At 60.5% G+C, this 23,134-nt stretch carries 15 protein-coding genes; 5 read left to right on the top strand and 10 right to left on the bottom strand.

The window, feature by feature from the left end; translation table 11 throughout:
• Positions 1-35 precede the first annotated feature (35 nt).
• A complete protein-coding gene (locus tag F560_RS0101065; protein WP_019003843.1) occupies positions 36-1,046 on the top strand; it encodes an LLM class flavin-dependent oxidoreductase in 1,011 nt (336 codons plus the stop codon).
• Between the two features lie 111 nt (positions 1,047-1,157).
• Here the strand turns inward: F560_RS0101065 and F560_RS0101060 are convergent, their stop codons facing one another.
• A complete protein-coding gene (locus F560_RS0101060; protein WP_019003842.1) occupies positions 1,158-2,600 on the bottom strand; it encodes a nicotinate phosphoribosyltransferase in 1,443 nt (480 codons plus the stop codon).
• A 205-nt stretch (positions 2,601-2,805) separates the two neighbouring features.
• Positions 2,806-4,881 carry a sensor histidine kinase gene (locus tag F560_RS0101055; RefSeq protein WP_019003841.1) on the bottom strand — a complete coding sequence of 692 codons (2,076 nt, stop codon included), beginning with the start codon at positions 4,879-4,881 and terminating at the stop codon, positions 2,806-2,808.
• A gap of 126 nt (positions 4,882-5,007) precedes the next feature.
• On the opposite strand from F560_RS0101055, the gene F560_RS0101050 reads away from it, so the two are divergent.
• The 3 genes from F560_RS0101050 (at position 5,008) to F560_RS22175 (ending at position 8,235) form a co-directional block, all read left to right on the top strand.
• The gene (locus tag F560_RS0101050) at positions 5,008-5,724 is read left to right on the top strand and encodes a response regulator transcription factor (protein ID WP_019003840.1); all 717 of its coding nucleotides are present in this window, start codon (positions 5,008-5,010) and stop codon (positions 5,722-5,724) included.
• A 99-nt stretch (positions 5,725-5,823) separates the two neighbouring features.
• Positions 5,824-6,693, top strand: coding sequence for a class I SAM-dependent methyltransferase (locus F560_RS0101045; protein WP_019003839.1), 870 nt, complete (start codon positions 5,824-5,826; stop codon positions 6,691-6,693).
• 90 nt (positions 6,694-6,783) lie between these two features.
• The gene (locus tag F560_RS22175) at positions 6,784-8,235 is read left to right on the top strand and encodes a CapA family protein (RefSeq protein ID WP_019003838.1); all 1,452 of its coding nucleotides are present in this window, start codon (positions 6,784-6,786) and stop codon (positions 8,233-8,235) included.
• A gap of 289 nt (positions 8,236-8,524) precedes the next feature.
• Here F560_RS22175 and F560_RS22170 read toward each other — a convergent pair whose 3' ends face one another.
• Positions 8,525-9,037, bottom strand: a complete 513-nt coding sequence (locus F560_RS22170) for a MarR family transcriptional regulator (protein WP_019003836.1) — start codon at positions 9,035-9,037, stop codon at positions 8,525-8,527.
• Between the two features lie 197 nt (positions 9,038-9,234).
• Here F560_RS22170 and F560_RS25440 point away from each other — a divergent pair, with 197 nt between their 5' ends.
• Positions 9,235-9,411, top strand: a complete 177-nt coding sequence (locus F560_RS25440) for a hypothetical protein (protein WP_019003835.1) — start codon at positions 9,235-9,237, stop codon at positions 9,409-9,411.
• Between the two features lie 18 nt (positions 9,412-9,429).
• Here the strand turns inward: F560_RS25440 and gyrA are convergent, their stop codons facing one another.
• The 7 genes from gyrA to nth all read right to left on the bottom strand — a co-directional run bounded on the left by gyrA (position 9,430) and on the right by nth (position 22,984).
• Complete coding sequence (gyrA, locus tag F560_RS0101020; RefSeq protein ID WP_019003834.1) at positions 9,430-11,895, bottom strand: DNA gyrase subunit A; 2,466 nt, start codon at positions 11,893-11,895, stop codon at positions 9,430-9,432.
• Between the two features lie 10 nt (positions 11,896-11,905).
• Positions 11,906-13,882, bottom strand: a complete 1,977-nt coding sequence (parE, locus tag F560_RS0101015; RefSeq protein ID WP_019003833.1) for a DNA topoisomerase IV subunit B — start codon at positions 13,880-13,882, stop codon at positions 11,906-11,908.
• Between the two features lie 257 nt (positions 13,883-14,139).
• Complete coding sequence (locus F560_RS0101010; RefSeq protein WP_019003832.1) at positions 14,140-14,469, bottom strand: hypothetical protein; 330 nt, start codon at positions 14,467-14,469, stop codon at positions 14,140-14,142.
• Between the two features lie 149 nt (positions 14,470-14,618).
• On the bottom strand, positions 14,619-16,412 hold the full coding sequence (locus F560_RS0101005; RefSeq protein WP_019003831.1) for an ABC transporter ATP-binding protein: 1,794 nt from the start codon (positions 16,410-16,412) through the stop codon (positions 14,619-14,621).
• Positions 16,409-18,196, bottom strand: coding sequence for an ABC transporter ATP-binding protein (locus tag F560_RS0101000; RefSeq protein ID WP_019003830.1), 1,788 nt, complete (start codon positions 18,194-18,196; stop codon positions 16,409-16,411). The genes F560_RS0101005 and F560_RS0101000 overlap by 4 nt, the downstream gene beginning before the upstream one ends.
• Positions 18,197-18,458: 262 nt before the next feature.
• On the bottom strand, positions 18,459-22,253 hold the full coding sequence (locus F560_RS22165) for a dynamin family protein (protein ID WP_019003829.1): 3,795 nt from the start codon (positions 22,251-22,253) through the stop codon (positions 18,459-18,461).
• Entirely contained in the window at positions 22,250-22,984 is a 735-nt protein-coding gene (gene nth / locus F560_RS0100990) for an endonuclease III (RefSeq protein WP_019003828.1), read from the bottom strand. Before nth ends, F560_RS22165 begins: the two co-directional genes overlap by 4 nt.
• Positions 22,985-23,134: the final 150 nt, after the last annotated feature.

The raw sequence follows: 23,134 nt of genomic DNA, 5'->3' as shown, positions 1-23,134 counted from the left end.
GATAATCATCAAACTTATAACGAGGTGGCGATAACATGGCGTTAAAGCTCGGGGTGCTGGACCAGACGCATATCAGCCAGGGGCGGGACGCTTCGCAGACGCTGGCCGAAACCACCTTGCTCGCCCAGGAAGCAGAACGGCTCGGCTACAGCCGGTTTTGGGTGACGGAACACCATTCGATGAAGGCGCTGGCCTCGTCCAGTCCCGAAGTGCTGATCGCCCACGTGGCGGCAAAGACGGAAAAAATCAAGGTCGGCTCCGGCGGCGTCATGCTCACTCATTACAGCGCCTACAAAGTCGCCGAAAACTTCCGCCTGCTCGAAGCGCTTCACCCCGGACGCATCGACCTCGGCATCGGCCGCGCCCCCGGCGGCATGCCGCTTTCGACCCGCGCGCTCCAGGAAGGGAAGCGGATGGATATGGACAACTATCCGGAGCAGGTGGATGATCTGACCGCATACTTGCACGAGACCTTGCCGCGGGACCACCGGTTTGCCGGATTGCTCGCCGCCCCCACGGTGCCGACGGCGCCCGAGCTGTGGCTGCTCGGCTCCAGCTACGGCAGCGCGCAAATCGCGGCCGCCAAGGGAACCGCGTACGCGTACGCCCAGTTTTTCGGCGTGCCGGGAAGCGAAGTGTCCTTAAGGATGTACCGCGACTATTTCAAGCCTTCCATGCTCAACCAAAAGCCGAAGGCGCTTGCCGCGGTTCTGGTCATTTGCGCCGATACCGATGAAGAGGCCGACCGGCTCGCGACCGGCTCGGACCTGTTCTTTCTTTCGCTGGAGCAGGGAAAGCTGCTTTCCGCCTTCCCTTCCGTCGAGTTCTCGACGAAATATCCGTACACCGATTACGATCGCGAGCGCATTCGCGCCATTCGCGAAAACCGCATCATCGGTTCTCCGGAGACGGTGCGAAGCAAGCTGCTCGGCATGAGCGAGCGGCTCGGCGTCGACGAATTTCTGATCGTGACCATGACGCACAGCTTCGAAGCCCGCCTCCGTTCCTACCGCCTCGTCGCGGAAGCGTTCGGGTTAAGCGGCTAAAGGGCCGTTTCGCAAGCTCGTGAAGCGCGTTTGCCGGAAAACGGTCCAAGATTCGGAAACGAAAAAACCTTCGTCATCCGCACATTCGGCGGGTCGCGAAGGTTCTTTCGTTTATTTTTTGTATTTGCGTATCAAATCCATTTTCCCGCTCCAGGCCTTCGGGCTGAGGTCGACGGCGTATGGATGCGGATTGAGCTTGCGCAGCGTCTCCGGCCAGAACAGCTTGAGCTGCTCCCGATGATGCTCCCGGATCGTCTCCAGCGAAGGGAGCTCGTATACCTGCTCCCCGTTCGCAAATACGGGCTTGAGCAGCGGCATCGCGTCATACTCCTCGACAAACTGGTGCAGGTAGGGATGCACCGGATCGAACAGCTCCAGCCTTTTGCCTTCGCGGACGTCCGTCTCCTCGGCCAGCGCCACGTAATCGGCCAGCGCCTTCCCGGTGCTTCGGTCGATGATCCGGTACACGTCTTTGATTCCCGGCGTCGATACCTTCTCGGGGTTGCCGGAAATTTTGATGACCGGCTCCCACTGTCCGCCCCGCTCCCGCGCGACCAGCTTGTAGACGCCGCCAAGCGACGGCTGGTCGGCTGCGGTGATCAGCTGGGTTCCGATCCCCCAGCCGTCGATTCTGGCCCCCTGAGCCTTCAGCTCGACGATGATATTTTCGTCCAGGTCGTTTGACGCCACGATTTGGACATAAGGCAAGCCGGCGTCATCGAGCATTTTGCGGGCCATCTTCGAAAGATACGCCAAATCGCCGCTGTCCAGACGGATTGCGCGCATCCGCTTCCCTTCGGCCTCCATCCGCTTGGCCGTCCGGATGGCGTTCGGCACGCCGCTTTTCAACGTGTCGTACGTATCGACCAGCAGCGTCACCTGATCCGGCAGCGCCGCCGCGAATTTGTCGAACGCTTCCTGCTCCGAATCGTGCTGCTGCACCCAGGCATGCGCATGCGTACCCGATGTCGGAATGCCGAACATCATGCCCGCGAGCAGGTTGCTCGTGGCGTCGAAGCCGGCGATATAGGCGGCTCTCGCGCCCCAAATCGCGGCATCGGCCTCCTGGGCTCTGCGGGTGCCGAATTCCATCAGCGTTTCGTTCGGCGCGACCAGCCGGATGCGGGCCGCTTTCGTCGCGATAAGCGTCTGGTAGTTCAGGAAATTAAGCAAGGCCGTCTCAAGCAGATGCGCTTCGAATACGGTCGCTTCCACCCGGACCAGCGGCTCGTTCGCGAACACGACCGTTCCTTCCTCCGCCGACCATAGGCTGCCGGTAAAGCGAAACGTCCGCAGCAGCTCGAGAAATTCCGGATCGTACCGTTCTTCCTGCCGGGCCAAATATTCGATCATCTCATCGCTGAATCGAAGCTGGTTGATATATTCGACGATACGCCGAAGGCCTGCGAACACCGCAAATCCGTTGCCGAAGGGAAGCTTGCGGAAATAAGCCTCGAACACGGCGCGGTTCCGATGCGAGCCGTTGCGCCAATGCGCGTACATCATGTTGATTTGATACTTGTCCGTGTGCAGCGTCAGGTTGTCGGATTTCATAAGGTTAAGCCTCCCGTGTTCAAATATGCGCTTGGTGGATCGCAGCGCCGGGTCCTTTTTCGCGAATCTCCAGGCAAGCCGCTTTCGTCCCTATGACACGATACGATTTCAAACGATGAATCGAAGAAGGAATCCGATTCTCATCCATTATTGGCGGAAGCGGCCCCAAACATCCGGAAAGGCGCGGGAAACGAGGACGTGAAGCTCACAAGCCGCCATTTCCCCCGTCCGAAGTTCCCAGCGGAAGATAAATCCGGAATACGCTGCCCCCTTCCGGCCTGTTCTCGGCTGTAATCCGGCCGTCGTGCATTTCGACGATTTCGCGCGCGATGGATAATCCAAGGCCGCTGCCGGCTTCCGAGGACTTGCGGGATTTGTCGTTCCGGTAATACCGCTCGAAAATATGCGGCAAATCGTCCGGAGGAATGCCGCACCCCGTGTCCGCCACGCTCAGAACCGCTTGCTTGCGGTCCCCCGTCACCTGAAAGCCGAGCTCGATCTCGCCTCCCGGCGGCGTGTAGCGGACGGCGTTGTAAATCAGGTTGGAAAACACCCGGTCCATCCGGTGCTCGTCGATCCGCACCCACGCGTTTCCGTCGCCGCCCGTGTCGAGCCAGGTGTGGAACCTGAGCCCTCGGTTTTTCAGTTCCAGCTCGTATTCTTCGGTCAGCCGCTTATGCCAGTTGGCCAGCTTGACGGACATGAAGGACATCGGCGCCTTCCGCGCCTCCAGAATGGACAGCTCGAACAGGTCGTGAATCAAGTTGTTCAGCCCTTCGACCTTGTTCAGCATCGACCGGATGATTTTGTTCTTCTGCTCTTCATCGGCGATAATGCCGTCCCGCAGCGCTTCGAGATAGCCCTGCAGCAGCGTGATCGGGGTCTTGAGGTCGTGCGAGATGTTGCTGATCAGATGCCTGCGCGACTGTTCCATCCGTTCCAAATCCCGGTACGAGCGCCGGAGCTGCTCCGTTCGCTCGGCTATGCGCTCTTCGAGGCGGTTATTCCACTCCCGAAGCTCCACGGACATTTGCTCGGCCCGTTCGTAGGTTCGGGACAGGCGCAGCGAAATGCCGAACGAGTTCATCATTACGAGGAACAGCAGCCCGAACGCGACCAGATCGAACGACCGAAGCCAGCCGTTGTAAATCAGAATGTCGTTCAGGATCGTGGCGACCAAACCGGCTACGCCGATCAGGGACAGCCAAGCGCCCTCCCGCTTCCGGCTGGCGGCTGCGACGAGCGCGGCGATCGTGGCGAGACTGAGCAAAACGACATAGGCCTGATACAGCCAGACGACCGAACTCGCCTGCAGAACCGGCAGCAGCCACGTCAGCGCCGTCAGCCCAAGCCCAGCGGCGACCGCCAGCCGGCTCAAGCCGCGGGAAATTTCCTGCGGATACATGCGCTGATAATATAAGAAGCCGAACAAGCCGCTCAGAATAAAAGCGGTATACTCCAGCCTAGCGGCCAGCGTCCATGTCAGGCCGGCGTGCATCTCCATGAACAGGCCGGAACCGATCACGCCCATCCGGCACGCCACGAACAGGCACAGCAGCCCGAAAAACAGATTGGCCGTCTCCCGGCGCCGCAGCGCGAACAAGCCGAGATGGTACAAGCCGATCATGACCAGGCAGCCGAACACGATCCATTCCTGGGCGGTTTGCTTGAACTCCAGGCGGTGGATCTGCTCGGCCGTTCCCATGGCAAGCTCGCTGCGGATGCCCCCCGTGCGGTGATGGAAATTGGCCACTTCCAGCGTCAGCTCGGTCCGCTCATTTTCACAGCCGAAATACACCGTCGCAGGAAGCTGGTACGGCACGGTCGATGCCTTATCCGAGCCGGGCTGCCCCCGGGATAGCAGCGGCTTTCCGTCGACGAACAGACGCATCGAGGTCGAGATGTTCGGCAACCGGATCGCCAGCATGTCTTCAACCGGCCGGTGCAGAATCGTGAGCCGGTAAACGCCTTTGCCCTGATCGCGAAGCTTCAGGCCATTGGCCAGTTCGGCGCCTCCCCATGTCGCCGGAACCGTCATATACGAATGCGCCGCCGCTCCCCCTTCGGGCTGCCAGACGAATTCCCACTGCCCGTTGAGCGGCAGCACGCCATCCTGTTCGAAATCCCAGTCCGTCAAGTCCAGTATGCCATTTTCGGCCCGGGGCACGCCCGAGCTCCGGTCATGGTCCCACCCTGACGCAAAGAGCAAAGCCGTCAACGCGATTAGAAAAAAAACGACCGCACTTCCCGATCGCAAGACCTTTGCGCTTAAGCCGTTCATCGTTCTCTCTCCCGAAATATCTCCAGCTTCACTCATGGTAAACGCGCATTGATTCTCCGTCAACGCTTTCAGTATAATTAATTTCGTATTGTCGCCCTTAAGGCAGAGCGGATGGAGGAGAAACAAGTGAACAGGCCCAGCGCCGAAATCCTGGTCGTCGACGACGAGCCAGAGATTACCGAACTCATTTCGCTTTATTTGGAGAGGGAAGGTTACGTCGTTCATGCGGCGGATAACGGCAACGATGCGATACGGATTGCGGAAGCGATCCTTCCGGATTTGATCATATTGGACGTCTCGCTCGGAGCGTCCGACGGCATCGAGGTGTGCCGGACGCTAAGAGGCGGTCCGTGCGCGCATGTGCCGATCCTGTTCCTGAGCTGCAAAAGCGAGGACGCCGACATCGTGCGCGGCTTGTCCGAGGGCGGCGACGACTATGTGACGAAGCCGTTCAGCCCGAGCCAGCTGGTCGCGCGCGTGAAGGCCCACATTCGCCGCAGGAGAATGCGCGAGCAGCCGGCGGATCCGGCGCCCCGGACGATGGCCTTCGGGGATTTGAAGATCGATTTGAATCGGCTCGAAGTCCGGCGCGGAGAGGAGCTGATTCCCCTTTCGGTCAAGGAATTCGAGCTGCTGACGGTGCTTGCGCGCCAACCGGACCGCGTGTTCCCGCTGGACGAACTTTATCGGCTCGTCTGGCACACCGACAGCATCGGCGATACGCGGACGCTGATGGTCCACATCAGCAACCTGCGCAAAAAAATCGAAACCGACCCGTCCAACCCCGTTTTCATCCAGACGGTTCGGGGCTTCGGATACCGGTTTAACAGCGGAAACGCATAAGCGGCGGATCTCCCAATCGACGGAAACGCATAATTAAAACGGAAAAGCAGAATGAAAACGGAAACGCACAATCGACAAAGAAAAGGAAGTAAACAGAAAATGCGGATAGCAAGCAATTGGCAGGATTACGAGCTGCTCGATATGGGCGGCGGGGAAAAACTGGAACGTTGGGGCAGCTTCGTGCTGCGCCGTCCGGACCCCCAAATCATCTGGCCTTTGGCCAACGAAACGGAGCAGTGGCGCAACGCGGACGGACATTATTTCCGCAGTTCGTCCGGCGGCGGACGATGGCAATTCCGCAAGCAGTTGCCGGAAAGATGGACGATCGGTTACGGACCGCTCAAATTCTATATCCGTCCGACAAACTTCAAGCATACCGGGTTGTTCCCGGAGCAGGCCGTCAATTGGGACTGGATCATGAAGCGGATCTCGACGGCAGGCCGCCCGATCCGGGTGCTGAACCTGTTCGCCTACACCGGCGGCGCCACCGTCGCCGCGGCCGCCGCAGGCGCGGAAGTTTGCCACGTGGACGCGGCGAAGGGTATGGTCCAATGGGCGAAGGAAAACGCGCAGCTGTCCGGTTTGGGCCAAGCCCCGATCCGCTACATTACGGACGACGTGTTCAAATTCGTGCAGCGCGAGGAACGCCGCGGGCGGAAATACGAGGCGATCATTATGGACCCTCCTTCCTACGGGCGGGGACCGAACGGGGAAATGTGGAAGCTGGAGGACAGCCTGTATCCTTTCCTGTATTCATGCCGCGCGATTTTGTCGGACCGTCCCCTTTTCGTGCTGATCAACTCGTATACGACGGGATTGTCGCCAACGGTTCTGCATAATCTTTTGCATATGGCCATCGGCAGCAAATACGGCGGCAAGCTGGACTGCGGAGAAATCGGCCTCCCGGCGTCCAGCAGCGGGCTAACGCTGCCGTGCGGGATTTACGGCCGTTGGGAAAGCGAAGAATAAAAGGCACTGCCGCTGCGCGCCGGGCGCTTCCTGCAGCGCTTTGGGCGCGCGCCTGCCAAACGATCCGTCCAGGGGAGAGGGGCGCATTCGATGCGAAGAAGTTTGGCGCGGCTTTTGGCCGCGCTCGCCTTGGTGTTGGCATTGGCCGCCTGCACGGGGGAACCGCCCCTGCCCGCCCGGTCCGCCGCGCCCACAGCCGTCTCCGCTTCCCAGCCGCCTTCCGCGGAAGGCGCGGCGGCCGCCGGCGCACGGGAACGTCCGGCGAACGAAGCGCAGGCATCCGGGGATCTCGGGACCGGACAGCCGGCAACGGGCAATACAGCAACGGGCAATTCGGCAGCGGGTAACTCGGCAACAGGCCATACGACAGCGGGTAACACGGTAACGGAAAATACGGCAGCGGACAACGCGGCAACGGACGAATCCGCCTCCCGAGGCGAGACGGGCGAAGCGAACCCGGATGCCGCTCAGCGCGAAGAAGCTTCCGAAACGTCGGAAGCGACTTTGATGGCCGTCGGAGACATTATGGTGCACGCGCCCCAATTGCCCGGCTATTACAACGCTTCGACGAAAACGTACGATTTTACGCCCTGGTTCCGCGAAGTAAAGCCGCTCTTCTCCGCCGGAGACTGGGTCGTCGGCAACTTGGAGACGCCGCTGGCCGGCGGCGATTTGAAATATTCCGGCTATCCCCGGTTCAACGCTCCGGCAGAGCTTGCGACCGCCTTGGCCGACGCCGGCTTCGACATCGTGACGACCGCCAACAACCACACGCTGGACCGCGGCTTCGTCGGCCTGGCCAGGACGCTCGGGAACGTCCGCGATGCCGGGCTCATTCCGGTCGGAACGGCCGCATCCGCCTGGCAGGCCAAGCAGACCGTCATCGTCGAACGCCGCGGCATCCGGCTCGGCTTTCTCGCCTACACGTACGGAACGAACGGGATTGCCGTTCCCAAGGATAAGCCTTATGCGGTCAATTTGATTTCGCTGCCGGCCATTGCCGCAGACATCAAGCGCCTGCGCGAAGAGGGCGCGGATGCGGTGTCGGTGTCGCTCCACTTCGGCACGGAGTACGAGCGCCAGCCGAACGCGGAGCAGCGCTTCATCGCCCGTGCGGTCATCGAGAGCGGCGCCGACATCGTGCTGGGCTCGCATCCGCACGTCGTGCAGCCCTATGAAACGATCGAGGTTCCCGACCCGACGCGGGCCGGAGGAACAAGGCGCGGGCTGATCGTGTACTCGATGGGCAACTTTATTTCCAATCAAACCGGCGACTGGAAAGACGTCGGCGTCATCATGCAAATCCGGTTGCGCAAAAGCGCGGCGGGAGGAAAAACCGTCACGACGGTCGATAAAGTGTCGGCCACGCCGACATGGGTGCTGATCCGCAAGCAGAACCGCTTTAAAACCTATACGATCGTCCCCCTGCCGCAAACGCTTGCCGCGCGCGATTCGAAACGATGGACCGCCGCGGAATACGCGGAGATGGAAAAGCTGCTCAAAGGCATCGACCGGCACTTGACTTCGTTATCGCCGCCTTGACCCTCCGTTCGGACGGTCCCGTCTCCATACACCCGATCATCACTCGGTCTATTGCCCGGCCCATCAATCAGCTCATCAGTCAGCTCAACAACTCAACAATCGGCTTATCCGTTCGGCCCATCCACTCGGGCCATCATGCGGTCCATTCACCCGCCGCCTGCTTGCCGGCCTCTTTCGGCCGGCTCTTTGCTCTTTTCTTGTCCTCTTTCGCCTTTCGTTCCGGCTCTCCTGCCGCGGCTTCCCGCGATCCGGCTCCCAACCGCAGCCGGCTTCGCTATGTCCGCAACGCCTAAGCCGTCGCGCTTCTTCGCTCCGGAACGTCCGCTTCCGCGGCCCCTTCGCCGTCCGCAGCGTCTTTCTCCGCCCCTCCGCTGCGGTCCGCCGGCGACTCTCTTGTTCCCGCCACTTTCCCGATCAGGTAGACCAGCAGTTGGCGGTTATGCGCCGACAGCCGTTCCAGCGAACGGCCGACGATCTCGCTGCGGATTTTCAGCCCCCGCTCGACCTCCGCCCGTCCCGTATCCGTCATGCTGACCCAGACAATCCGCCGGTCCTGCGCGTCGCGGACGCGCTTCACAAGCCCGTTGCGCTCCATCCGGTCGAGCAGAGTGGTGACCGCCGCAGGTGTCGTCTCCAGGTGCGGAATCAGCTCCGACGGCTTCATCGGCTCGAACGCCTGCAGCAGCTCCAGCACCTGCAGTTGTCCTGCCGTAAGCCCCGGCGCCAACTCCGCTTCCATCTGGGTGTGCCAGTCCTTCGAAAGCTTCAACCAGCTTTTTACAAATTCCACCTCGATTTCCATCCCCTCTCCCTCCTTTTCCCGAACCATGCCTTCTCTTTATATTATACGGGTTGCGAATGTCGAAAGATAGTTTAATGAAGTTAAATATTTACGACCTAAATCGAGAGGATGAGGTACGCTGCGACAACGCCCGACATACACTGGGGATAGAGTTTGCGGAACATTCGGACATTTTGAAGGCTGGAGAGAATAAGCCTATGAATTCGGCGGATGAAAAAAAACGGATGATCGGACGGATGGCGAAGGAAGCCGGATTGATCGACGACCCCAAATGGCTGGAGCGGCTGGACGAACCGGTGCCGCTTTGGATCGTTCTGGATATCCTGCTGCGTTGGATGGACCGGTCGGAAACGACGGACGGACCGTACGATTGACGGTCCGCCTGTCTTTTGTTACTCGCTTTGCAAAGGTTTGACAAACGCATCGACAAGCGCGTCCGCGCGTTCGACCGCATGCATCAGCTTACCGTGCGCCCTCCGCTCGTCTATCGGCGCTTGCTCCGACGAGAACGCCGCGGCGGCGCCGGAAGCCGTCACCGTCACGAGTTCAACCTCTTCCTTGACATGGAAGGCCGCGACGATGCGCGTTCCGTTCGGTTTGACCCGTTTGCCTTCCTTGAATTCGAACGTCTGAATGCCCTTGCCGCCGCGCCCCTGCTGCGGATAATCGAGCAGCAGCGTCCGCTTGGCGTAGCCGTAATCCGAAAGCACCAGAATTTCGCCTTCGTCGCCTCCGACCGGGAACCCGGCCACGACCGCGTCACCGTCCTTCAGCGCGATGCCGCGCACGCCTCCGGCCACCCGCCCCTGCACGCTGACGTCGCTTTCGGGGAAGCGGATGCTCATGCCGCCCTCCGTCACGAGCATGATCTCCTGCGGCCTGTCGCAGCGGTAGACGGTGACCACCTCGTCCCCTTCCGCGACCTTGCAGGCGGCGATGGCGATGCTTCGGGTGGTCGCGTAGTCGGCGAGCAGCGACCGCTTGACCTGTCCGCGCCTTGTGACGAACACGAGCGTGGGCGGCTCCGCGCCCTCGGGAGGCGCCCAATCGCTTTGGGCAACCGGGATCGCGGCGACAATCCGGTCCTCCTTCGTCAGCGGCAGCAAATTGACGATGGCGGTCCCGGTATCCTTCCATTTGAACTCGGTGATTTGGTGCACCGGCAGTTGGAAGTATTGTCCCTTCTGCGTAAAAAGCAGCAGCGAATCGAGCGTGTTCATTTGCAGGCTCCAGCGGATGACGTCGCCTTCCTTCACCCCGGAGCTGCCCAGATCGCCGCCCGACCGGGTGAACGACAGAAGGCTCGTCCGCTTCACGTAGCCTTGGCGGCTGAGCGTAACCAGGACGTCTTCCGCCGGCACCGTGACCTCCAGGTTCACTTTCAGTTCTTCCACTTCGCCCTGGATGACCGACCGGCGGTCGATCCCGTATTTGTCGCGGATTTCGCCGAGCTCTTCCTTGATGACGCCGCGCAGTTTTTTCGGATTGTCCAAAATCGAGCGCAGGCGGTGAATTCGCGCAAGCGTATCGTTCAGTTCTTTTTGCAGCGATGTGATTTCCAGATTGGTCAAACGGTACAGCTGCAAGGTAAGAATGGCGTCCGCCTGCCGCTCGCTGAAGCCGAACTTGGAAACCAGGTTGTTCTGGGCGTCCTGGCGGTTTTTCGACGCTTTGATCGTCTCGATGACGGCGTCCAGCAGGTTCAGCGCCTTGACCAGCCCTTCCAGCACGTGGGCGCGGTCCTCCGCCTTTTCCAGCTCGAATTGCGTCCGGTGCGTGACGACTTCGACCTGGTGCGCGATATAAGCCTCCAGCATCGCCTTGAGGCCGAGCTGCCGCGGCGCCTTGTTGACGATCGCGACCATGTTGAAATTGTAGGCGACCTGCAGATCGGTTTTCTTGAACAAAAAGGCGAGTATGCCTTCCGCGTCGGCGTCCTTCTTCAGCTCGATGACGATCCGAAGCCCGCCTCTGCCGCTCTCGTCCCGGACTTCCGCGATGCCCTCGACCTTTTTCTCCAGCCGCAGATTGTCGATCGCGTTCACCAGCTTCGATTTGACGACCTGATACGGAATTTCGGTAATGACGATCTGCTGCTTGCCGCCGCGGACATCCTCGATCGCGGTTTTCGAGCGGACGTAGATCCGGCCTTTGCCGGTTTCGTACGCCTCGCGGATGCCGTCCTCGCCCATAATGATGCCGCCCGTCGGGAAGTCCGGACCTTTGACGATCTGCATCAGCTCCGCCGTGCCGATGTCGGGGCGGTCGATGACCGCGACGCACGCGTCGATGATTTCGCGCAGATTGTGGGGCGGGATTTCCGTCGCAAAGCCCGAGGAAATGCCGCTGACCCCGTTCACGAGCAGATTCGGGTACCGGGACGGAAGCACGACCGGCTCTTTGGTCGTATTGTCGAAATTGTCCTTGAACGGCACCGTCCGCTTCTCGATGTCGCGAAGCAGCTCCAGCGCAATCTGCGACAGGCGGGCTTCGGTATAACGCATCGCCGCCGCGGGATCGTCGTCCATCGAGCCCCAGTTGCCGTGGCCGTCAATGAGCGGGTGAGCCATTTTCCACGGCTGGGCCATCCGCACCATGCCTTCGTAAATCGAAGCATCGCCGTGCGGATGGTAGTTCCCCATCACGTCGCCGACCGTTTTGGCGGATTTGCGGTACGGCTTATCCGGCGTGTTCCCCGCGTCGTACATCGCGTACAGGATGCGCCGCTGCACCGGCTTCAGCCCGTCGCGCACGTCGGGAATCGCCCGGTCCTGAATGATGTATTTGGAGTAGCGGCCGAACCGGTCCCCGACGACCTCTTCCAGAAACGCGGGCAAAAACTGTTCCAGCGAGTTCATCGTAAATGGATCACTCCTCGTATTCGGTGAAGTCGACGTTGTCGATGATCCAGCGCTTGCGCGGGTCCACCTTGTCGCCCATCAGCGTCGACACGCGGCGCTCGGCTTTTGCGGCATCCTCGATCCGCACCTGCAGCAGCGTCCGCGTTTCCGGATTCATCGTCGTCTCCCACAGCTGCTCGGGGTTCATTTCGCCGAGACCTTTGTACCGCTGCAGCTCCGCGCCTTTGCCGAATTCCTTCAAATAATTTTGCAGCTGCTCCTCCGTCCAGGCATAGCGCACCGTCTCCAGCTTGCCCGACTTGCGGGTGATCTTGTAAAGCGGCGGCTGCGCGATGAAAATCCGTCCTTCGTCGATCAGCGGCTTCATGTACCGGTAGAAAAACGTGAGCAGCAGCACCTGGATATGCGCTCCGTCCGTATCGGCGTCGGTCATGATGATGATCTTCGAATAGTTGGCTTCGTTCACGTCGAACTCGGAGCCGATCCCCGCGCCGATGGCGGAAATGACGGCTTTGTATTCGTCGTTTTTCAGAATGTCCGCCAGCTTCGCCTTTTCCGGGTTCATCGGCTTGCCCTTGAGCGGCAAAATCGCCTGGTGCTTCGAGTCGCGCCCCTGCTTGGCGGAGCCGCCGGCGGAATCGCCTTCGACGATGAACAGCTCGTTGCGCGTGTAATCCTTGGACTGCGCCGGCGCCAGCTTGCCGCCGAGACTCGGGCTGTCGCTGCGTTTTTTGCCGCTGCGGATCTCGTCCCGCGCCTTGCGCGCCGCCTCGCGCGCCTTCGCGGCCTGCACCGCCTTGCGGATCAGCATCTGGCCGATCTGCGGGTTTTCCTCCAGGAAGACGGCCATCTTCTCCGAGACGACGGCATCCACCGCGCTGCGGGCCGAAGCGCTGCCGAGCTGGTCCTTCGTCTGGCCGACGAATTCGACCTCGGCCATCTTGATGCTGATGACCGCCATCATGCCTTCGCGCAGGTCGGCCCCGTCGAGATTTTTGTCTTTTTCCTTGAGCTGTCCGATCTTGCGGGCGTATTCGTTCATGACGCGGGTGTAAGCGGTTTTGAAACCCGTTTCGTGGGTGCCGCCCCCGCGCGTCGGAATCGCGTTGACAAACGAGGCGATCGTCTCGGTGTAGCCGTCGTTGTATTGAAGCGCGACTTCCACCTCGATGTCGTCCTTCTCCGCGTAGAAATGAATGGCTTCGTGCAGGGCCGTTTTTCCCTCGTTCAGGAATTGGACGAACTGGCGCGCCCCGCCTTCGTAATGAAACGTCTCCTGCTGGCCGCTCCCGCGCTCGTCCTTCAGCACGACTTTAAGCCCCGAGTTCAGGAACGCGATTTCCTGCAGCCGCTCGGCGAGCGTATCGTAGTTCAGATGGATGTTTCCGTGAAACACCTTCGGGTCCGGCCTAAACGTAATTTTGGTGCCGGTTTTGTTCGTTGTGCCGACGACCTCCAGACCGGTGACAGGTTCGCCTACGTGCTCCTTGCCGTCCGGGTCCGTCCAGCTTTCGAACCGCATTCTATGTATTTTGCCCTCGCGGTAGATCTCCACTTCCAGCCATTCCGACAGCGCGTTCGTAACGGAAGCGCCGACGCCGTGCAGGCCGCCGGATTTTTTGTAGCCGCCGCCGCCGAACTTGCCGCCCGCGTGCAAAATCGTGAACACGACCTGCGGCGTCGGAATTCCGGTCTTGTGCATCCCCGTTGGGATGCCCCGGCCGTTGTCAAACACGGTGACGGAGTTGTCGGGATGGATCGTCACTTCGATTTGCGAACAGAACTTCGCCAAGTGCTCGTCCACCGCATTGTCCACGATCTCCCATACAAGATGATGGAGTCCTGCCGCTGACGTGCTGCCGATATACATGCCGGGCCGCTTGCGCACGGCCGTCAAGCCTTCAAGCACTTGAATATCGTCGGCGCCGTATTCTTCTCCGGCTTGGGCCGGGGAAGCGGTAAACAGGTCTAATTGTTCGGCCACAAAGGGTCCTCCTTGCTTGTCCTCTTCCCGCGTCCGTTTTGAAAGCAGCCATGGCGGCTTAAACCGCCATTTGTTATTTTCAAAACGGACGCGCCTTCCGCTTATTCTAATTCATTATAACTTGCTTCGTAAAGACGGCAAAACGCCGATGGGCCTCTCCGGCCGCAAAGCGGTCATCCCCACGATACCTCTTCTGCGCCGAAATCGCAAATGCCGTCCGCGTTCCGCATGCAAAAGGGCTGCGCCCGAGCCGAGATCTAATCCCGGCCTGCCGGGGCAGGCCGAACGCCGCTTGTGCCTTCGTCCACCTTCGGGGCTTCGACGATCGACCAGCTGACCCTTTTGCCGTCGCGCGTCAAGCCAAAGCCCTTGTTGTCGTCGCCGGCGATGGAAACCAGATTAAGCTTGTCGTACGTTGTCCCCAGCGCATTTGTCACCCACAGCGAGCCGTCCGCCATCAGCATCGCGTTGTCTCCCGCGACCGAAAGGATCCTGGACTCGGCGGCCGCCTTTGCCGGATGCGGAACCCAGAGGGAACACGACAACAATAAGGCCAATAACAAGGATGCGATTCTCGTTCTCTTCATGACTTCGGTTGCTCCTTTCCCATAATCAACAGGAAAATTGTAGCATTTTTATTCGGGACGTTTCTACTATTTTTTACAGAATCAAACAACCTCTGCGTATGCAGAGGTTGTTTGACCTGCCGTTTTATTTTGGGTTTTATATCGAAGATTCAAGCGGACAGAAACCGATATTGCGCCTCGATCAGGTTGCGGTAATGGCCGCCGTGGCGCATGAGCTGCTCATGATTGCCCTGCTCCACGATCACCCCGTGGTCCAGCACCACGATCAGGTCGGCGTTGCGGATGGTCGAGAGCCGGTGCGCGACGATAAACGACGTGCGTCCTTCAAGCAGCGTGCCGAGCGCCTCCTGAATGCGCAGCTCCGTCTCCGTATCGATGCTGGCGGTCGCTTCGTCCAGAATCAGAATGCGGGGGTCGGCAAGCAGCGCCCGCGCGAACGAGACAAGCTGCCGCTGCCCCATCGACAGCGCGCTGCCCCGCTCCTGCACTTCCGTATCGTAACCGTCCGGCAAATGGACGATGAAGTCGTGGGCCCTGACCGCCCGCGCCGCGGCCTCGACTTCGGCGTCCGTCGCGTCCGGACGGCCGTAGCGGATATTGTCCCGGATCGTTCCCGAGAAAATAAACGTGTCCTGCATGACGATGCTGATCTGCGAGCGGAGATCGGCCAGCTTGACGTCGCGGATGTCGATTCCGTCGATCAGCACCCTTCCCTTCACCGTATCGTAGAAGCGGCAAAGCAAATTCACGATCGTGCTCTTGCCCGAACCCGTATGCCCGACCAGCGCCACCGTCATCCCCGGCTTGATATCCAGATCGATGCCGCGCAGCGCGGGTCGATCCGCTTCGTAGCCGAATTCCACCTCTTCGAAGCGCACATGCCCTTCGACCTGCGGAAGCTCCCGGGCGTCCGGCTTTTCCGCCACGACCGGCTTTTCGTCCAGGTACTCGAAGATCCGTTCCGCGGACGACATGGCGATCAACAGCTGCGAGTACATTTGGCCAAGCCGCGTAATCGGCTCCCAGAAGCTGCTCACATAGGAGAAAAAAGCGACCAGCACGCCGACGGTGATCGCTTCCGTCCGCACCAGATGCGTGCCGTACAGCAGCAAAATCAGCGTGCCGACGGCCGACGTCACCTCGATGATCGGCCCGAACAGCTGGTTGAGAGCCGACGCCCGGTTCCAGGAAAGGATGCTGCTGCGGTTCATCCCTTCGAAAAACGCCGTGTTCTCCTTCTCCTGCGCGAACGCCTGCGTCACGCGAATGCCCTGAATGCATTCGTTCAAGTGCGAGTTGATCCGCGACTGCTTGATCCGCACCGTCTGCCAGGCAAAGCGGATCCGCTTGCGCAGCGAAGTGGAAACAATGAACATGAGCGGAACGGTGATCATGACCGCAAGGCCCAGCCTCGGTTCGAGAACGAGCAAAATGACCGTGATGCCGCAGAGCTGCACGATATCGATCACCGAGTTGACGACGCCGTTGCTGAGCAGGTCCTGCAGCGAGTTGACGTCGTTCGTCACCCGAACGAGCACGGAACCGGCCGGGCGTTTGTCGAAAAACCGGAACGACAAATTCTGAATGTGCTTGAACAGCGTGCTGCGCAAATCGAAGATGACGTTCTGCCCGATTTCGTTCGTTTTGCGGATCGTGTACCGCTGCGCCCACCACCGCAGCGCGTACAGCGCGAGCATGACCGCCGTCAGCGTATAAAGAAGCGGAATCCGCCCGCCCGACGCCTTGATCGCGTGGTCGATCGCATAGCTGATCACAAGCGGGATGGCAAGGCGGGTCAGCATGCCGAACAGCGTCATGACGAGCGCGACCCGCGCGACTTCCTTGCGGTAAGGCTTAACAAAGGTAAACAGCCGGCGCATCTGTTTCCAGTTAAACGGTTTTTCGATCAATACGTCGTCCTGGTACAAAAATTGTCGGCTCATCCCGTCACCCTCCTGACGCAGCCGGCGGCGGACTCGATCTCTTCGGGCCGGTCCGCGTATTGAATGCGGTACGTTTCCCGGTACAGCCCCGGAACGCGGACCAATTGCTCGTGGTTGCCTCGTTGGACAACCCGGCCCCGATCCAGAACGACGATTTCGTCGGCATGCCGCAAGGAAGAAATCCGGTGCGCGATAATAAACGTCGTCCGTCCGGCCATCACCTTGCGGAGCGCAAGCTGGATCTGATGCTCCGTCTCCATGTCAAGCGCGCTGGTCGAGTCGTCCAGAATCAGCACCCTCGGCTTGACGAGCAGCGCGCGGGCGATCGCGATCCGCTGCTTTTGCCCGCCGGACAGCCCCATTCCCCGTTCGCCGACGATCGTGTCGTAGCCGTTGGGCAGCTCCATGATGAAATCGTGCGCCTGCGCCAGCTTCGCTGCTTCGACAATTTCCTCCATCGTGGCGTCCGAACGGCCGTAGGACAGATTTTCCTTGATGGTCGTCGAGAAAAGGAACGTTTCCTGAAACACGATCGCCATCTGCCTGCGCAGGCTTTCCAATTCGATGTTGCGCAGATCGACGCCGTCCAGCGTAATCGAACCGTCGTTTACGTCGTATGCGCGCAGCAGCAGCTGCATAATCGTGGATTTGCCCGACCCGGTGCCGCCCAGAAATCCGATGACCGAGCCGGGAGGCGCGTCGAGATCGAACCCGACCAGGGCCGGAGGCTGGTGGTCGTGGTTCGGATACCGAAAGCTGACGCCTTCGAAGCGAACGTGTCCTTTGACGAGGTCGTCCTTCAAAACCAGCGGATGCTCGACATTCCGGATCGCAATCGGCTTGTTCAGCAGCTCCAAAAGCCGTTCCCCCGCCGCCTTCGACTGCGTGAAGTTGTTGATTTGAAAGCCCAGGTTCCAAAGAGGAGCCACGATCATGCCGAGCATAAAGTTCAGCGAAATCAGTTCGCCGAGCGTCATTGAGCCGAAGATGACCCTCAGGCCGCCGACCAAGATAAGAAGCGCTATGCACAGATTGGCCGTAAATTCGATTACGGGAAAAAATTTCGCCCAAACGCCGGCAAGCTGCAGATGGTTGCTGCGGTACTTTTCGTTGCCGACCGAAAACTTCTTCATCTCGTGGGCTTCGCTGTCGAACGATTTGACGGTGCGAACCCCCATGATATTCTCTTGAACGCTGACGGTAAGATTGCTGATCGCCGCCCGAATCGAGCGGAAAACCGGGTGGATCTGCTGCTCGAAGCGGATCGCGACCACGCCGATGACCGCGATAAGCGCAAGTATCATCAACGTAAGAGGCCAGTCGATGACCGCCATCATCACAAAACCGAAAACAAGCAAAAAGAACGTGTTGAGCAGCTGCGCAAAGCCGAAGCCGATAAAGTTCCGGATGCCTTCGATGTCCGCCGTCAGCCTCGACATCAGGTCGCCTGTGCGGGCGGAATCGTAGAACGAGAACGATAGCTGCTGCAGCTTTTCGTAGCAGGCATTGCGAAGCCGGTACGCGAGCCTGTTGCCGAGCCGGCCGCCGCTGAAGCCGTGGAGATACTGGCTGGACGCCTTCAGCACGACCAGCCCTACCGCCATCAAAGCAAGCCCGAGCAGGCCGTCGTACCGGCCTTGGCCGATCATGTCGTCAATGAGCACGCCCAATAAAAGCGGATACACAAGTCCGAATGCGGTTGCGAGCGCGAGCCCCAGCACCGACCCCAGAAGAAACCCCTTGTCCTGCCAGAAGTACGCCTTTAAACCTCGGAAAATGTCCAATTGTCGACTGACCTCCCTGTTGGTGGCTACCTCGGAAGTTTAACAGGATCACCACCCCCGCTCAAACGGCATATAAGAGGATTATGGCGCAACAATCGCGGCGAACGATGCTTAGCTCCCGGATCGAGTCAAATTCTCCCATATGATCGAAATTAATAACCAATATCCCTTTATTGGCATGAAAACGCGTGCAAAACCGCAAAAACAAAAGAAAAGGCCCTCTCTTGAGCGGTTTTCTCAAGAGAGAGCCGGATAATAAGGATTAATCCTGATGGGAAAGAAAGCAAGATTTGGATGATCGCAAATTCGTCCATTGCCCGTAAATTTCGGCCCAAATTCGCTCTTCGCCGGACTGGCCGAGCGACGCCTCCAGACCTGCGGCGAACGCTTCGAGTTCGGCAACCAGCCCTTCCGCGGCCGCATAGAGCGACAGCCGGTATACTTCCGTGATCCGCTCGCTCCATAGAGCCTTCGTCTCCGCCAGCCAGCGGTCGGCCGTTTGGAACAGTTCCGTCTCCAGATCGTCGCGCAGCGCCGTTTTCCCGTCTTTTTCGAAGAAATATTTCGGGCTGCGAAAAGCGTTCCACAACCGCCGTCCGTCTATCGGCGGCGGATCGGCGAACGGCTCGCTGATCGGCAGCTCAAGGTCCGGTTTCGGCGGCTGCTCCGGCGCAAAGCCGTCCAGGGCGGCGTTCGCCGCTTCTTCCGCCACCTTCTCCGCGATCCGTTTATGCAGCGCTCCTTCCAGCCGCAGGCCTGCGGCCCTGAGCTCCTGCAGCAGATCCTCGCCGACGCTCCGCACCAGGTCCGCCCAGCAGGCCTGGAGCATTTTTTTCAGGTCGCGCCCGTCATCCTGCAGCACCGACGGATGAAACGCCGCCGAAAAATGATCGTTGAACCGGTACTTCACCCGCTGGCGCAAGTGGTACAGCTGGTCGCTGGTTTCCTGCACCAGCGGCTGTACTCCCGCAAACGACAGGGAGGAAAGCAGACGCTCTTTGAGCCCTGCGGCTTCCCCCAGCATTCTCCGCTTGCGGGCGTCGCGGGCTTCGGCATCCTCGTTCGCGGACTGCAGCAAGCTCGCCATCAGCGCGTCGATCCGGTCGAGCTCTTTGTGCGCGGCCTGAACGGCCAATCCGCCGAGCTCCTCCCGCGAGAACCTCCAAAACGCCGCTTCGAACGCCTCAAGGCCGGACGAGCGCAGCCCTTCGGCGGAACGCTCCAGCTTCGCGGCCAGCCCGTTCAAGCTGGAAACGGGGAACAGCCGCGGATTGCGAATGCCGTGCTTCAGCAGTTGCCCCTCAACATGGCCCAATACGGCCGTCAATTCTTCGGAGGACGCCGCCAGGTCCGCGGCGTTCACGATAAAGAACATTTTATCGAGCTCGAACGCGTCCTTCACGCTGCCGAGCTGGTTCAAAAATCCCCGGTCCGCTTCGGTGAACGCATGATTGTAGTACGTCACGAACAGAACCGCGTCGGCATCTTTAATATATTGGAACGAGACGCCCGTATGCCTTGCGTTGATCGAATCCGCTCCGGGGGTATCCACAAGCACCGCTCCGCTTCGCGTCAGCGGGGCGTCGATGTGCAGGTCGACCGAAGCGACGAAGCAGGAGGCTTCTTCCTCCGCGACGTACCGGCGGTATTCGTCTTCCCCCACGTGCAGCTCTTGCCCGAGCAAGCCGCCGTACTGCGGCCATCCCTTCGCCGCGGCGAGCAAAAAGGCCAGATGCGGCCGGCCGCGCGGATGAAGCTCCTCCGGCGACATGCTGCCCGCAAGCGCCAGCAGCTGTTCGGCGTCGTCGCCGGCCGCGGCGATGTCCAGATCGGACGCGCCGAGCCGATGCAGCGAATGGCGAATATCCGCAAGCATATCTTCAGCCGATTTCATCCGGATCAGCGCCGTGCCGTGCGGATACGAATCGCTTGGCGCCACGATGCGGTTAATCGTCGCCGTCGTCGGGTTCGGCGACACGGGCAACACCGGAAGCCCCACCAGGCTATTGGCGAACGAAGACTTGCCGGCGCTGAACGCCCCGAATAGCGCGATCGTGAACTGTCTTTCCCGCAGGCGCTTCGCCTTCTCGCGCAAGCCGGCCGCCTGCTTGCGCAGCGGCGCCAGCGGCTCGAGCAGTTCCGCGGCTTTGGCCAACAGCGCCGCGGCCTCCTGCGTGCCGCTTGCCGCAGCGACGCTATCCGAATCGCCCGCCGCCACAGCGCCGCCCTCTCGCGCTCCGGTTGCCGCCGCGCCGCTCGCCGTGCCGCCTTTGGACGCGTCGCCGATTCCTTGCGCGCCGCCTTTCAGCGCAACCTCCTGCGCCCGGTTCGCTCCCGCCGCGGCCTTCGCCTGCGGCCGACCGATTGACAGCGCCGCATCGCCTCCCGCTTCCTTCGGCTCGGGCAGCGTTCCGGCCGCGACAAGCTTCGGTTCGGGCAGCATAGCGAGCAGCTCGGCTTCAGCCGCCCGCTCCTTCTCTTCGAGCGCGTCGAGCCGGCTAACCCACCGTTCCTGCTCCGCCAGCGTTTCCAGCTCCCGCTTCACTTCCGCTTCCGCGGCCTGGCGCTGCGGCTCGCGGGCCTCTTCGAGGCGCTCGTAAAATCTCAGCGCCTCCTTGCGCACCTGCGCCTTCCGGTCCGAGCTCAGCTCGGCGGCAAAATGCAGCGTCGCCTGTCCGTCCGCCCCGGCGCCCGGCTTCACCCGCGCCTTCAGCCATTCGGCATCCGCCTGCGGGAACGCATCGGCCAGCGCCGCCTCCAGGTCTTCGCCTTCAAGCCCGTCTTCCTTCGCTTCCTTGCGCAGCATCTCGCGAACATGGCCATGCACGTTCGCGTCCAACTGCGCATTAAAGCTGTCGGTCAGCTCCCGCCATCTCCGCTGCCGCTCGGCCTCCGTCTTCGCGGCGCTGCCGAACCAGCCGACCTTGAAGTTCGGCTGCATGCTTTCCAGCGCGGCGCGCGCTTTTTCCCGCGTTTCCGCCGGCGTTAAATTCGCGTTGCCCAGCAGCTTATCCAGTTCTTCGCGGAACCTGTCTCTCCGCTTGTCCGCCTCCGTCCGAACCTGCGTCAGCCTGGCCTCAAGCTCCGCCCGTCCGTCGCGGACCCGCTTCGCTCCTTCCTCTCCGCCAAGCCGTTCCAGCAGCGCTTCCCGTTCGATCAAATGCTGCTGCCTGATGCTGTCGCGGTGCCGCTCCGCCAAATGCCGCGCCGAACGGTCCGCGCTATACAGCAGCAGCTGCTCCCGAAGCGGCTTCAGACGCTCGATGATGCCGGTCAATTCGTCCCACTGCGAGAGCGGATGCGCAGGTTCGCGCAGCGACAAATACAAAACGCCGGCCGGCTCAATCCGCCAATGGGCAAGCGCTTGACGCACGCCCTCTTGGAACGAGCGGAAAGCCACCTCTTGCTCGCGGTGCTTGTCGACCTGATTTACGATCAAATAGGTCGGCTTGCCCCAACGGTGCAGCGTCCGCAAAAAACGGAAATTCACTTCGGACAGCACATGGTTGTAGTCCGTCACGTAAAACACGACGTCCGCCAGGTGCAGCGCCGATTCGGTCGCCGCCCGGTGCGCCCCGTCGGTCGAGTCGACCCCCGGCGTGTCGACGAACGCAAGATGAGACCCGAGCAGCGGAACCGGATACGTAACCTCGATCGAAGCGACGCCTTCTCCGTCGATCGCCCAATCGTTCAAACGCTCGACGGGCATTTCCGGCTGCACCGCAACCGTGCCGTCTGCCGCCCGAAACACGACGCGCGCGGCCGGCTCCCCGTTTGCGATCGTCACGACATTCGCGCTTGTCGGGATGGGCGAAGACGGAAGAAGCTTCGCTCCGCAAAGCGCATTCACCAAAGTCGACTTTCCCGCCGAGAAATGCCCGCAGAACGCGAGCGTTAATTTTCCCTGCTCCACCTTTTGGGCCAGTTCCTCGAACTTCTCGCCGTGGACGGCGTCTCCTTCGGCCGCCGCTTTTGCGGCCATGCGCCGCAAAATATCCGCATAAGCCCCTAAAGCCGCTTCGCTTCGGGTCGCGGTCAATTCCGTCGTTTCGCTCACAGGGCATCGCCTCCCTGCGCCTTCTTGGCCGCAGCCGCTTTGCGCTGTCCGTTAGCGGTCTTTGGCCTGCCGGTTTTTTGGGGACGCTGAGCCGCCTTCATTCTTTTTTTCCCTTCCGGACAAACGTCCAGCAGCGCGCATACGTCGCATTTCGGGTTCTGCGCCTTGCAATGGTATCGCCCGAAAAAGATAAGGCGGTGATGCGTAATCGTCCATTCGTCCCGCGGCACTAGCTTCATCAGCTTCTTTTCGACCTCGAGCACCGAGTCGTCCGCCTTGGCGATCCCGAGCCTTTTGGACACCCGCTCGACATGCGTATCGACTGCGATGGCCGGCACGCCAAACGCATTGGACACCACCACGTTCGCCGTTTTCCGGCCCACGCCGGGCAGTTCCGTGAGCGACTCGTGGTCGCGCGGCACCTCTCCTCCGAACCGGTCGGTCAGCATTCGGCACAGCTTTTGAATGTTGGCGGCCTTGTTCCGGAACAAACCGATGCGCCGGATATCCTGTTCGAGCTCTTCGAGCGGAACGTTCAAATAATCTTGCGGCGTCCGGTATTTTTCAAACAGCGTTGCCGTTACTTTATTGACCGTTTCGTCGGTGCATTGGGCGGACAGCAGCACGGCGATCGTCAATTCGAACGGATTGCGGTGATTTAGCTCGCAATGCGCATCCGGGAACATGTCGGCGATGACGTCCAGAATATGTCTCATTTTTGCGGCATTCATCCGGTGACTCCTTCTCCTAGTGAAAAAAAGGACTTTCTTCGCATAATGAAAGTGTACCGAATCTTCGGCGCTCCGACAAGCTTTCGGCTGGCGTCTTCCCGATCGTGTGTCCTCTTTTTCCCTCTTTTATTGGGTATCCCCTTCACTCAG

The sequence above is a fragment of the Cohnella laeviribosi DSM 21336 genome (genome assembly GCF_000378425.1).
Classification (GTDB): domain Bacteria; phylum Bacillota; class Bacilli; order Paenibacillales; family Paenibacillaceae; genus Cohnella; species Cohnella laeviribosi.
Note: the sequence above shows the minus strand (reverse complement) of the source record. Positions and strands in the feature narration are given on the sequence as shown.

Bases quoted from the DNA above. Each gene is read 5' to 3' on its own strand.
- F560_RS0101065 (WP_019003843.1), top strand. From the start codon at position 36: ATGGCGTTAAAGCTCGGGGTGCTGGACCAGACGCATATCAGCCAGGGG.
- F560_RS0101060 (WP_019003842.1), bottom strand. From the start codon at position 2,600: ATGAAATCCGACAACCTGACGCTGCACACGGACAAGTATCAAATCAAC.
- F560_RS0101055 (WP_019003841.1), bottom strand. From the start codon at position 4,881: ATGAACGGCTTAAGCGCAAAGGTCTTGCGATCGGGAAGTGCGGTCGTT.
- F560_RS0101045 (WP_019003839.1), top strand. From the start codon at position 5,824: ATGCGGATAGCAAGCAATTGGCAGGATTACGAGCTGCTCGATATGGGC.
- F560_RS22175 (WP_019003838.1), top strand. From the start codon at position 6,784: ATGCGAAGAAGTTTGGCGCGGCTTTTGGCCGCGCTCGCCTTGGTGTTG.
- F560_RS22170 (WP_019003836.1), bottom strand. From the start codon at position 9,037: ATGGAAATCGAGGTGGAATTTGTAAAAAGCTGGTTGAAGCTTTCGAAG.
- F560_RS25440 (WP_019003835.1), top strand. From the start codon at position 9,235: ATGAATTCGGCGGATGAAAAAAAACGGATGATCGGACGGATGGCGAAG.
- gyrA (WP_019003834.1), bottom strand. From the start codon at position 11,895: ATGAACTCGCTGGAACAGTTTTTGCCCGCGTTTCTGGAAGAGGTCGTC.
- F560_RS0101010 (WP_019003832.1), bottom strand. From the start codon at position 14,469: ATGAAGAGAACGAGAATCGCATCCTTGTTATTGGCCTTATTGTTGTCG.
- F560_RS0101005 (WP_019003831.1), bottom strand. From the start codon at position 16,412: ATGAGCCGACAATTTTTGTACCAGGACGACGTATTGATCGAAAAACCG.
- nth (WP_019003828.1), bottom strand. From the start codon at position 22,984: ATGAATGCCGCAAAAATGAGACATATTCTGGACGTCATCGCCGACATG.